This window comes from Gemmata obscuriglobus (assembly GCF_008065095.1).
In the GTDB taxonomy this organism is placed as follows: domain Bacteria; phylum Planctomycetota; class Planctomycetia; order Gemmatales; family Gemmataceae; genus Gemmata; species Gemmata obscuriglobus.
This window is the reverse complement of the sequence record NZ_CP042911.1, coordinates 4,577,637-4,588,674: the sequence shown is the minus strand read 5'-3', so window position 1 is coordinate 4,588,674 and position 11,038 is coordinate 4,577,637. Positions and strand designations below refer to the sequence as shown.

10 protein-coding genes are annotated in these 11,038 nt (G+C 62.9%); 4 read left to right on the top strand and 6 right to left on the bottom strand.

Annotated elements, in window-relative coordinates; translation table 11 throughout:
- Window positions 1–374: 374 nt before the first annotated feature.
- A complete protein-coding gene (locus tag GobsT_RS19110; protein WP_010046057.1) occupies window positions 375–1,265 on the top strand; it encodes a basic secretory protein-like protein in 891 nt (296 codons plus the stop codon).
- Between the two features lie 57 nt (window positions 1,266–1,322).
- On the opposite strand, the gene GobsT_RS19105 is transcribed toward GobsT_RS19110, so the two are convergent.
- Window positions 1,323–1,769 carry a DUF1398 domain-containing protein gene (locus GobsT_RS19105; RefSeq protein WP_071529334.1) on the bottom strand — a complete coding sequence of 149 codons (447 nt, stop codon included), beginning with the start codon at window positions 1,767–1,769 and terminating at the stop codon, window positions 1,323–1,325.
- Window positions 1,753–2,208 carry a MarR family winged helix-turn-helix transcriptional regulator gene (locus tag GobsT_RS19100; RefSeq protein ID WP_010046053.1) on the bottom strand — a complete coding sequence of 152 codons (456 nt, stop codon included), beginning with the start codon at window positions 2,206–2,208 and terminating at the stop codon, window positions 1,753–1,755. The genes GobsT_RS19105 and GobsT_RS19100 overlap by 17 nt, the downstream gene beginning before the upstream one ends.
- Before the next feature lie 232 nt (window positions 2,209–2,440).
- On the opposite strand from GobsT_RS19100, the gene GobsT_RS19095 reads away from it, so the two are divergent.
- Window positions 2,441–3,979, top strand: a complete 1,539-nt coding sequence (locus GobsT_RS19095) for a hypothetical protein (protein WP_109571011.1) — start codon at window positions 2,441–2,443, stop codon at window positions 3,977–3,979.
- 277 nt (window positions 3,980–4,256) lie between these two features.
- Window positions 4,257–4,508 (top strand): hypothetical protein, encoded by a 252-nt coding sequence (locus GobsT_RS19090; RefSeq protein WP_148087804.1) that lies wholly within the window; start codon window positions 4,257–4,259, stop codon window positions 4,506–4,508.
- Window positions 4,509–4,551: 43 nt separating this feature from the next.
- Here the strand turns inward: GobsT_RS19090 and GobsT_RS19085 are convergent, their stop codons facing one another.
- The 4 genes from GobsT_RS19085 to GobsT_RS19070 form a co-directional block, all read right to left on the bottom strand.
- On the bottom strand, window positions 4,552–5,736 hold the full coding sequence (locus GobsT_RS19085; RefSeq protein ID WP_081471852.1) for a cytochrome-c peroxidase: 1,185 nt from the start codon (window positions 5,734–5,736) through the stop codon (window positions 4,552–4,554).
- The gene (locus GobsT_RS19080; protein WP_010046047.1) at window positions 5,736–6,644 is read right to left on the bottom strand and encodes a DUF1559 domain-containing protein; all 909 of its coding nucleotides are present in this window, start codon (window positions 6,642–6,644) and stop codon (window positions 5,736–5,738) included. The genes GobsT_RS19085 and GobsT_RS19080 overlap by 1 nt, the downstream gene beginning before the upstream one ends.
- 409 nt (window positions 6,645–7,053) lie before the next feature.
- Window positions 7,054–7,989, bottom strand: a complete 936-nt coding sequence (locus GobsT_RS19075) for a DUF1559 family PulG-like putative transporter (protein WP_071529351.1) — start codon at window positions 7,987–7,989, stop codon at window positions 7,054–7,056.
- A gap of 274 nt (window positions 7,990–8,263) precedes the next feature.
- Window positions 8,264–9,052 (bottom strand): hypothetical protein, encoded by a 789-nt coding sequence (locus GobsT_RS19070; RefSeq protein ID WP_148087803.1) that lies wholly within the window; start codon window positions 9,050–9,052, stop codon window positions 8,264–8,266.
- A 357-nt stretch (window positions 9,053–9,409) separates the two neighbouring features.
- On the opposite strand from GobsT_RS19070, the gene GobsT_RS19065 reads away from it, so the two are divergent.
- Window positions 9,410–10,969, top strand: a complete 1,560-nt coding sequence (locus tag GobsT_RS19065; RefSeq protein ID WP_232068389.1) for a DEAD/DEAH box helicase — start codon at window positions 9,410–9,412, stop codon at window positions 10,967–10,969.
- Window positions 10,970–11,038 lie beyond the last annotated feature (69 nt).

Genomic DNA, 11,038 nt, shown 5'->3' with positions numbered 1-11,038 from the left:
CAGTGCATCGCCACAGGGATGGGGCGGAGAGGTTGGGACAGTTGTATCCCGGCGCGGGAGCAGGGGGGAAACAAAATCAGGTGTTTCGGGCCGGGGCCGCGGTTGGGAGTTTATGAGGAGCCAATGTGAACGCCGGCCCTCTGCTCTCCGATTCCGCGCCGCGGGAGTACAACACTCCGGCCGCTCCGAACAGAGGTCATTCAATGCGATTGCTGCCTGCTGTGCTTGTTGTTCTTTCGTGCAACCCGGCTGTTGCGGCCGAACCCGCCCCCAGGCCGCGCCCAATCCAGCGGGCCGCGGTCGAATCGTCCCTGCCTTCTGTCGCCGGCCGGATTCGTCAGTTCGCTTTCGACGGTGACGCAACGACCTACTTCGTGTCCGAACGCAACGCGAGCAAAACCGACCACTTCACAATCCGGTTCGACACGCCGGTGAAACTGAAATCCGTGGCCGTGCTGACCGGTCGGCCGAACGGCGACGACGCGCTGGCCGCCGGGTCGCTCGAACTCTCCGCCGACGGCACCACGTTCGAGTCCGCCGCTACGTTCGACAAGGGGAAGGCGTCTGCGACTCCCAAAGCGGGAACCGTGCGAGCCATTCGGGTACGCTCGACCGAGGACCTGAAACACCCGCTCGTAGTGCGGGAGATCACACTCGACTCTAACCCGCGGGTGACCACGTTCCGGTATCCGGTCGAGTTCACGATTGACGTGACGGACGCCCCCGAACTCCGGGAATGGACCGAGAACGCGGTCCGGGTGTGCGAGCGAGAGTACCCGATGATCTGCGACCTGCTCGCGAGCGACGGGTTCCAACCGCCGACGCAGATCCGGCTCGCGATGAAGGCCAGTTATGACGGTGTGGCGATGGCCGGCGGGAACCGGATCACCGGGTCGGTGAAGTACTTCAAGTCGCACCCGAACGACATCGGCGCGATGGTCCACGAGACGGCCCACTGCGTTCAGAACTACCGGGGCCGTGGGCTGCCGGGGTGGCTGGTGGAGGGCATCGCCGATTACGTGCGGTTCTGGAAATTCGAGCCCGGCACGGCCGGCCGGGTGAACCCGCAACGGGCCGCGTTCGATGCGAGCTACCGCACCACCGCCGCGTTCCTGGCTTACGTCACCAACCGGTACGACGCGCAACTCGTGACCAAGCTGAACGCGATGCTGCGCGCGGGGCGATACGACGCCGGGGTGTGGAAGACCCTCACCGGCAAGACGGTTGAAGAGCTGAACAAAGAGTGGCGCGAGTCGCTCCGCTGACCGGTTCGCCGACAAACGCGGGGCGTCCGAGCCCCGCGCCGGGCACGTTCAGTTCCGTCAAACTGTTGTGCCGGGAAACGGTTCAACGTGCATGTCACCGGTGCGGCCGACGTACTGCACTTTCCGGCCTGTGATTTGGGTAAAGTACCCGACGCACCCGGCTGCCATGATTCGGCTGAGGAACTCCCGATAGGTGACCTCTCCGCGCTGGGAGGCCCGTACCGCCCCCTCTACACCGGTGGCGTCGAATGGTCCGTTAATCGTCCCATGCGGCCCACCCAAAGCGAGCGCGTGCGACTCCCCGCACGAGAGGTAGTATGTGGTTTCGTCCCGAGTGAGGTCAACGTGGTACCGCTCGACGCCGGCCTCACTCAGTCGTCTAACCGTTTCCGGGAAGGCAATTCGACCCGCGAGTGAGAGCTCCTGGCACTTCTTCATCACCGCGGCGCGCTCCTGACTGGTCATGGTCTCACCTTTCTGTTTGGGTTCACTCGATCGGCACATCCTTCAACCCGTGCCGCCGCACAACGTCCTTCATCAGTCCAACTAGCATTGCCCGCTGGTCGTCGTTGAGGTGTCCGAAGAACTCGGCGTCGTTCGCATCCGCCACGTCCGCCAACTTCGGGACCAGTTCGTGGCCGGTCGGCGTCAGCGCGACCGTCTGATACCGCTTGTCCTCCTGGTTCGCCGTCCGCGACACCAGACACTTGGCGCACAAGCGGTCGACGAGTTTGGAAACGGCTCCACGGGTCAGCCCCAACCCCTCAGCCAGTGCGCTTGGTGCCGTGGCGCCGGTCGTGAGCAACTGCCGCAGCACCACCCATTCCGCAACCGTCACCCCGTGCCCTTCCACCTTCGCCGCAAACGCGTGCGATACGTGGTTGGAAATGAAACGGAGCCAGAACCCAATGTGGGCGTCCAGCGGGCTTGGCACGTGCGACATGTTCGGCGTCCAAAGGCTCGACTGTTTCCTAGGAAACTATATCGGCATTCTCTGTGACTTCCAGGCCTGGTTCAGAAGTGGGTAACAGTTGGGGCTGAGTAGTTCACGAAAATGCCTATTTCCCCGAGACTGGTGGTTACGACGCCTCCAGGATCTCCAAGGAAACAGGCATGTGTGTTTTAAGGCATTCGGCAGGTAAAGATTTACCCACACTTTGGCTATTCAAACCGTTTTGCGCCCCAGCTCGGGTAATTTTGCACCTGCCGAACGCCTAACTCCACCCGCGACGGCGGTCCACCCCCAAGCGCCCAATCGGTCACCGGCCCACGCGCTCACACCCGAGCAGCGTCAGCGCCTGGCGCTGGACGCTCTGGCCGGCACCCAACCGATCTCCGCGCTCGCGCAAGACGCCCACGTCAGTCGCAAATTCGTCTACCAGCAACAAGATCTCGCGCGCCACGCCCTCTCCAACGCCTTCGACCCACCCACCGACGATGCGGTTCTGTTCCACCTACCCGTCACCAAGCACTGGATCCGCCAGTTCACACTCGGTCTGGTTCTCATCGGTCACTGTCCGCTCCGCGGGGTCGTCGAGCTCTTCCGCGACTTCTTCGACCACGATCTGTCCCTGGGTCACGTCCACAACATCATCCACTCCGCCGTCGAACGGGCACGGCACCACAACGCGAACTGCGACCTGTCGCCGGTCCGTATCGGTGCCCACGACGAGATCTTTCAGAACGGGCAACCGGTCCTCGTCGGCGTCGATGTGGGGTCCACGTTCTGCTACCTGCTCCGTCTCGAAGAGCACCGCGACGCCGACACCTGGGGTGTCCGGCTCTTGGAGCTGCAAGACCACGGCCTTCGGCCCGACGCGACCATCGCCGACGCCGGTCGTGGCCTGCGCGCCGGCCAGACCTTGGCCTGGCCCGACACCCCGTGTCGTGGCGACATCTTTCACGCGCTCCGTGATCTGGGCCAGTTGATCCGGTTCTTGGACAACCGGGCGTACGGCGCCGTCGATGCGTGCGACCAGCAGCAGCGGCGCATGACACGGGCCAAGCGGCACGGTCGCGGCAAGACCCAATCCAAGCGGCTCGCGTTGGTGCGTCAGGAACAAGATCGGGCCATCGCCCTGGCCGACGAGGTGTCCGTACTCCTCGGCGGGCTCCGGGACGACATCTTCACCGTGGCCGGTCCCGACCATCCCACCCGGTGTCACCTGTTCGACTTCGTGGTCGCCGAGTTGGACGCGCGGGCGCCCCGTTGCCCGCATCGGATCGGCCCGGCGGTTCGTGCCCTGCGCCACCAGCGCGACGACCTGCTCGCCTTCGCCGGCGCCCTCGATGAGCAGTTGGCGGCCGTGGCGAACGAGTACGAGGTGCCGCCGGCGTTGGTGCGTGAGGTGCTAGCGGTGTCGATGTCGGACGAGCGCTGTCCCGCGACGTGGCAACGCGATGCCGAGTTGCACCGGCGCCTGGGGACCCGTTACCGAAGCCTGCGGAACGCGGTGGCGCCGGTGGCGGCGGGGACGGTTCGCGCGAGCTCGGTAATCGAGAACCTGAACAGTCGGTTACGCGGGTACTTCTTCCTCCGGAGGCACCTGGGCGGTGCATACCTGGATCTGCTGCGGTTCTTCCTGAACCACCGACGGTTCGGACGCAGCGAGCACCCGGAACGCGTGAACCAGAGCCCGACGGAGTTGCTGACCGGCTGCGCTCATCCGCACTGGGTCGAACTGTTGGGATACCAACGGTTCCAACGCAACTGAATACGCATACACGCCCGTCTCAGCCGTCCACGCGGCCACGTCCCCCCACGCACCTGTTACCCTAAAGCGGGCTTTTTTGAACCAGGCCGACTTCCAACGCGTAATTCGTTCAATTCGGGAGCGACGCAGCAATCACGAACCGCACCGACAAGCGGTCCGTAGATCACGTCTGTCTGCTTAAACTGTGCGACAGACGCCGTGCTGCGGTTCGCGCCTCACGGCACCGGCTGAGGATCTCCAGGTCCGTCCATCCTGGCTTGCGGCGGTCCTGGCCGCGGTGGCTACGTCTGCTTCCGCAACGGCCGCGGAACGGCCCAACGTTGACGTCGTGCTGGTCGACGATTTCGGCTGGGGTGATGCGGCGTGCAACGGCAACTGGAAGCTGTTTGTCAAAGCGGACGGCAGCGGTGCGGAACTGTACGATCTGGGCGTCGAGCCGAAAGGGGACAGGAACGTGGCGGCCGACAAACCCGAAGTGGTGAAGCGGCGCGCCGAACGGGGGCTCACCTGGAGGAATGAGCTGCCGTAAGCGAGCGCATGCTCTCTCGGCTGGCGCCGGCGGTGCCGACCTGTCACGGACGCGCGTCGGGCAAGCTGACGGCCGGCGGGCGCACGCGCAGGTGAGGCTCGTCGAGGCTACGTAGGAACGCTTCCAGATCGTCCAGGTCGAGCGCGTTAAGCCCCAAAGGTTTCAGAAAGCGAGACTTGGTTGGGAAGTTCGGGTCGTCCTTGAACTTGTCCGTTTTTCGGATGGTTGCGCCGCCGGCATTGTACATCCGCAGCAGCCCTTCCAACTCGAAGAGCCCGTTGTGCATGTACGGCCCGGTGCGGCCCACATTCCGTAACGGCGGGGTGCGGAACGCCCCCACATCGGCCGGCACTTTCGTGACCCGGAACCGTCCCAAATCTTCCAGCTCGCGCCCGTAGTAGCTCAGCCCGATGTCGTGGAACTTCCCGTCCGACAGGGTCGGGCCGTTGTGGCAGTGCAGGCACCGGGCGTCGGTGCGGAACAGGTGCAGCCCGCGCACCTCGGCGTCCGTGAGGACATCGGTTTTGCCTTTGAGGAACGCGTCGAACCGGCTCCGCCCGCCGACCAGCGTGCGCTGGAAGCACGCGAGCGCCTGGGACACCCGGTCCAGGGTGACTGTGCCATCTCCGAACGCCTTCTCGAACAGAGGTGGATACCCTTTGACCTGCGTCAACCGACCGACCACGCCCTTCTCGTCGGCGCGCATCTCGTCCGGGTTGGCGAGTACGGCCTTCGCCTGGGCTTCGAGCGAATCGGATCGGCCGTCCCAGAAAAAGGAGGTTGCGAATGCCACGTTATGCACGCTCGGGGCGTTCCGCTTGAGCGGCTTGCGGTCGTGTCCGAAAGAGGTTGTTCGGCCGTCCGCCCAGGCCAGGTCCGGGTCGTGGCAACTGGCGCACGCGGCCTGCCCGGCGCCGGACAGTCGGCCGTCGAAGAACAGCGCCCGACCGAGTTCCGCTTTGTCTTTCGAGTACGGGTTATCTTTCGGGTGCTTCACCTCGGGCAGCAACCCGAGTTCGCGGTGCTCGGCGCCCTCATCAAGAGTGGGCTTCGGCCACTCGGAGGGCTTACGGGAGTAGGCTTTACGCAACTCGGTCGCCCGCACTTTGGCTTCCGCAGCCGTCGGAAGCGGTCGCGCGGGAAGTCGGGGGGGGGCCGGAGGTGGCGGCTCCCGCGAGATCCCCAATCCTGTGGCGGAGAGGGCGGCGAGCAGCACAAGAAACCGCATTAGAACTCCTCGGAGATCACTTCCCCGCCGGCCCGAGTGATAAGTGCCGCGACCGTTCCCGCGTTCACGGACTGACGGAGGAACCGCACACTGCCGTCTGCGAGAGACACGTTGGCGCCGCCCGAGTGAAAACCGTAGATGGAGTAGTAGTTATTGCAGTTCACCATGCACGACCCGGGCTGAGTCATGGTACTCAGATCGGCCGGTGTGGTGTATCCCCGCATGATCGAGCCGTTGGGTTGTGCCCACCCGCCGTTGGGGACCGAACTCCACGCCGCGTCTGTTCGGCCGGAGCGCCAGTTGTCGGGCCGCCCTCCGGACTCCACCAGCATGATCGTGTTCGAGGTGCCGTCGGTGATTTCCAGCACCTTCGTGAAGGCATTTGCGTCGGTGCTGGGCACCCCACTGACGTTGGCTGGCTTGGCGTAGGTAATGACCGGGCCGTAGAGGTTGTTACTCACACTCAACGCCAAGCTGTAGTCGGCGACCGCGTACGTCTTGCTCGACAGGGTGCTGAGCCGCGAGCCGTTGGGTACTGACGGGCAAACAAAGATCTGGATCGGGGTGTTCGCAGCGGGTTGGTTCACAGGATCGCTGAACGTCTTGTTGGACACCCACAGTTTGCGGACGTTCTCTTGCTCGATGTACGGGAGCACCTGAATGCCCCAATACGCGATCGCGTTGCCGGACGGGTCTGCCGGTTGGGAGGTGTAGTATGCAGGGAAGCCGCCAATCGCCGACTCGAAGTTATGGAACGCCAAAGCCGTTTGCTTGAGGTTGTTTTGGCACTTCATCCGGGCCGCTGCTTCCCGTACCTTCTGGACTGCCGGCAGCAACAGCCCGATCAGAATCGCGATGATTGCGATGACGACGAGAAGTTCGATCAACGTAAACGCGAAGCGGCGCATGGCCGACCTCCGATGGCGCCAGTGGCGAATAGCCGCACTGCGTCCGGAGGTAAGCGCCGAACGGTCGCATCCCGAGGAGTTTGGCGGTGTGCTTGTCAGTGGTGGTTGCTGAGACAACGTCTCAGCAACCACGGGTATGATAGCGGGCGGGTCAAGACAAACAAGCTGCGCACACGAGACCTTCGGTGCGGGTAGCGGGGAGCTTGTTTAACAGATGTGAGATTGTGATTGAACGTGTTTTATCCTGGTAGATTGGCCGCGTTGTGGCTGGGCGTTGGCCCGGCGGCAGGGTGCTCGGCCGGGCCAACCCGCACATCGAACTAACGGCGCACGACTCCAGCGGGCTCAAATTCCTCCCCAAGGTGGAGGGTCGGTCACGGACACGTCCACTGGCCCGCGTGCTGCGCTGCTACCAGTCGGCGAGGACTTCGCCGGCGCCGGGGGTGACGGCGCCCCAGAAGGTGGCCGGTGAGATGCCGGGGGCCAGGGTACGGACGCTGCCGTCCATAAGTGCCGTGAGCATCCCACTGCGGTGCGGTGTTTGTGGTATCAAGCTGTGGCAATCTTCGAGTGCGGGCCGGGTCTGGAACGGTGTGGTGATGGGAGGCAGCACGGTGCCCGGTGGGGTGTCGTTGCGCACTGGGCCAATTGGTAGAAATGCCGGCGCTGAAACCGGCGGGTGGCCGTGTGTTTTTGGGTACACATCCGTTCCGGTACTGCTGTACTCTGATGGACTGCTCGCAAAAAGGATGCCGTTGTCCGCAAAAGAAGCTCGCCGATAACTTGTCAAAGGTAGGAGTTGCCACCAGCAAAAGCGCCACTCGTTGCCGCTTGTGCGGCCGCAATGTGAATAGTGTTCTGCGAAGGCAATCGTGTTGGACATCCCGTCTTGGTAAGACGAGGTGAGTGCAAATCCTGGCCTGAAAGCGAAGGCGTTCGCGGCATAGCTTGCTGGTCCGATGTAGTAGAAATCATCTTCGATACTTGGGTCTGCGGGGCTCACAAACGTTTTTATGTATAAATTGGCGAATCCTAAGTTGGGATTTGTGTACAGTGCGCTGTGGTAGAGTGCGCCTTGCTCGATGTAGGGCAGAATAGCTCGGTGGACGGTTTGGTTCGGGTTCGGACCTTGTGGGTCGCCGTTAAGTGCCGGGACGCGATCGTTGTTGGTGGAAGCAAAGTTATGGAGGCTGAGCTGAATCTGTCGTAGGTTGTTTGCACTGCTCATTTTAACGGCGGTGTTACGGACCCGCTGAACGGCGGGCAGCAGCAGGGCGATCAGAACGGCGATGATCGCGATGGCGACGAGTAACTCAATAAGCGTGAACCCGCTTTTTCGAGGCATGGCGCATCCTCCTTGAATGGTTGCCGGAGAAGCTTTGCTCAGCGTCGATGAGCCGACGTTCTCCAGGTGCCTCAGCACGCGGTCGGGGATGTTGTGACGTTTGGAGAGGGAGCCGCACCCGCCAGGAGCCAGGACGCGCGTACCGCTGCTTTGCAGTCGGGGGTCGGCAACCGTGTAACACAATCCGGGCCGCTGCTGGAGGTTTGTCTCGTTTGGAACTAGCGAGTGTTTAAACTCCGTACATAATGGTGTAATAGTTATAAAATTTATTATTTTATCGAATTGATAAGGGCTTGCTGTTTGTGGCAGCTCTGGTGTTCTGGTGCAGTGGCATGACACGTGTGACGGCGAACGGCGCGCAGTAGCAGAGCGGCTTCGGAGCGTTGTCGGCCGCCCACGCCGTGACGCTGTAACCGGTGGCGGTATCGACGGCGATGTCGGCGGCGGTCCACGTGCCCTTTGCCGGGTCCGCTTTCAAATCGCCCGATGACAGTTTGCCGCCTTCGACAGGAAACGCGATGACCGAACCGGCCATCTTTTTGTTCATGTCACCCGTAAATGAGCCCTGAACACTGATCGTTTTCGACCGCGTGCTTTTGGGAAACCCGGTACCCCAATCGAGCGTAAACGTGGCGGCCGGTGTGGGGCCGTCACCATCCACGTGTTGGACGACGTAACCCGATGAGCGGACCGACCCATCCGAAAACGTCCCGTCCGCGCGAACTGCGTACTGGCCCTTGTACACGTGGGTGTCGATGACACAGTTCCCTTTAAGGCCCCACTTTCCTTTTTGGGCATCAATGTCCTTCGTTGTTTTCTGGGGAGGCATGACCCCGCCGCTGGCAGGGAAGCACCAGACGGTCACGCCCGTTAAGGAGACGGTCGGACCTTGAGTTTCATAAAAGCCATGTGCGGTTATTTGGTTTTTCACCGAAGTGTCGATCATGATTCTGATCGTGTTTTCCTTCGGCGGAAGTGCTCCGGCATCAGGAGGGGCTGCTGCCAGTGCGAGAAGGCCGCTCACCGATAGGGCCATCGTGGCCACGGTTAATGTGCTTTTCACGTTTGACGCGCTCTCGCATTCGATGGGTGAGGAGAGGTGTCGTATTTGAGCGTACCTTGAGCGGGGTTACGGAGCAAGGTAAAAGAACGACAAGGCGAACGCTACGATAAGGAAATACGATTTTGTTTTTGCACAATTGTGATTTCTATTGCGATTGATTTTCCAGTGCCGGTTGAGTTGTCTCGCGGAATCCGCCTTGCGGGCGGCGTTTTGCGGCCGGTGTCCGGACACCGCTTTCCGCACCTTTGTGCAAGTTAACTAGACAACAGCGCGCCGTACCCCTTACCATGTAGACTAAGAGAGCGTTGCCTCACGGCGCCGTGCGCCGCACTTTGTCGCTTACTGATGGAGTTTGTGTTGATTCCCCCTACTGACGGGGACGATTGGACCGTTCCCGATTCCGACACCCCTCCCACCCACGTCCCGGCCGAAGCGTTCGGTGCCGACGAGCCGGTTGACGAACTCAACCCCGACGAACTCGCGACCGCCCACACGCTGGAGCCCGAGGACGACGCCGAAGAGGGTGACGAAGAACCGGTCGGCGATCCCGCGGACGATCCCGACCACGAAGCCGCGCCGCCGCCGGAAGTCGATCCGGCGATGCTGTTCGCGGACCTGAAGCTGATGCGCCCGCTCATGGACGCGATCACCGCCGCGGGTTACAAGAACCCGACGCCGATTCAGGAAAACGTGATCCCACCCGCCCTCCGCGGCAAGGACGTGATCGGGCAGGCCCAGACGGGCACCGGAAAGACCGCCGCGTTCCTCATCCCGTTCCTCAACCGCTGGCGCCCGCACACCCTCAAGGGGCCGATCGGCGTCGTGATGACGCCGACGCGGGAACTCGCGTTGCAGATCGCCAACGAGGCCGAAAAGCTGGCGCCCAGCAAGCGGTTCCGCTGCGTGCCGGTCTACGGCGGCACCGGGATGCAGCGCCAGCTCGACGGGCTCACGCGCGGCTGCGATCTCGTTGTGGGCACCCCGGGGCGGATGCTCGACCACCTCCAGCGGGGGTCGATGTCGCTGTCGCAGGTCCGCTACGCCGTACTCGACGAAGCCGACCGGATGCTCGACATCGGGTTCCGCGACGACATCGAGCGGATCCTGAAGCGGTGCCCGTCGGAGCGGCAGACGCTCCTCATGTCGGCGACGGTCCCGGACTCGATCAAGCGGCTCGTGAACCGCTACATGCGCGACCCGGTTCACCTGCACATGATGCCCGAGAAGCCGACGGTGGACAAGATCCGCCAGAGCTACTTCACGGTGGACCAGGACCGCAAGTTCGAGCTGCTGAAACGCGTCGTCGAGCGCGAGAAGCCGCGCCAGTGCCTGATCTTCGTGGAGCGCAAGCGCTGGGCCGATAACCTGTACCGCGATCTGAAGCGGGCGGTGCCGAAGGCCGCGGTGATCCACGGCGACCTGCCGCAGTCGCAGCGCGAGAAGATCATGGCCGCGTTCCGCACAGCCGACATCAAGTACCTGATCGCGACGGACGTGATGAGCCGCGGGATCGACGTGAGCGGGCTGTCGCACGTCATCAACTACGACCTGCCGATGGACATCGAGAACTACGTCCACCGGATCGGCCGCACCGGGCGCATCGGGAAGGACGGTATCGCCATCTCGTTCGTGCTGCCGGAGCAGGGCGAGCACCTCACCAACATCGAGATGATGATTAACCGGCTCATCGAAGAGGACCGGGTCGAGGGGTTTGAGGCGGCGGCGCCGCGTGCCAGCCGGCCGGCAGCCGAGGTGAAGGTGGTGTTTTCGGGTTGGGAGGCCGCGAAGGAAGAGAAGCCCGCGACCGACGACGACGGCTGGGGTTCTGACGACGCGCCGCCGCAATCCGGTGGCGGGAATGATCCGAAGAAGCCGCCGTTCGGGCGCCGTGGCAAGAAGTACAGCCAGCGGCTTTGATGGCGCGCATTCCTCCCGCCTTGCTGCTCGTGTCGCTTGTAGTCAGGCGATACGAGCGATCAGCGATTG

Coding starts and splice junctions, on each gene's coding strand:
- GobsT_RS19105 (WP_071529334.1), bottom strand. CDS start 1,769: ATGTGCCGATCGAGTGAACCCAAACAGAAAGGTGAGACCATGACCAGT.
- GobsT_RS19075 (WP_071529351.1), bottom strand. CDS start 7,989: ATGCCTCGAAAAAGCGGGTTCACGCTTATTGAGTTACTCGTCGCCATC.
- GobsT_RS19080 (WP_010046047.1), bottom strand. CDS start 6,644: ATGCGCCGCTTCGCGTTTACGTTGATCGAACTTCTCGTCGTCATCGCA.
- GobsT_RS19100 (WP_010046053.1), bottom strand. CDS start 2,208: ATGTCGCACGTGCCAAGCCCGCTGGACGCCCACATTGGGTTCTGGCTC.
- GobsT_RS19085 (WP_081471852.1), bottom strand. CDS start 5,736: ATGCGGTTTCTTGTGCTGCTCGCCGCCCTCTCCGCCACAGGATTGGGG.